The following is a 365-nucleotide window of genomic DNA, read 5'->3' as shown; positions in this document are numbered from 1 at the left end:
ATGTTTACATACGGGAAGGTGATAATGCCCGTGCCCGTTTCTGCGCCTTCCTGCGTCTCGTGGAAGGTTATGCTGAAGTCTGCCGGGTCCTGCCCTGCCAATATTCCGGCGCGAAGGTCAACTACCTGCTGGTCGCTCATATCCTCTAAATTGAACTCTGCAAATCCATCGCTCGGCATCAGGTTGTCGCAGATTACAAATGGCTCTGCTGGGGCTACCGCAATAGCGCCCGGTTGAACGATTAATTCAAAGCTCTGTACGCCGCCTATGTAACAGCCTGTCTCGGTATTGGTGATTCCCGTGAAAATGGTCTGTGGGTTTATCGGGTTGTTGCCCGCATCCATATTGCGATGGCCCGTAACATT

The 365-nt window shown here is 52.3% G+C and carries 1 pseudogene; it reads right to left on the bottom strand.

What is annotated here, in order from left to right:
* Positions 1–365: pseudogene (locus K8089_RS16400) on the bottom strand (hypothetical protein); the annotation flags it as partial.

The organism is Aequorivita vitellina, from assembly GCF_022008365.1.
GTDB lineage: Bacteria > Bacteroidota > Bacteroidia > Flavobacteriales > Flavobacteriaceae > Aequorivita > Aequorivita vitellina.
This window is presented reverse-complemented; position numbering and strand designations above follow the sequence as displayed.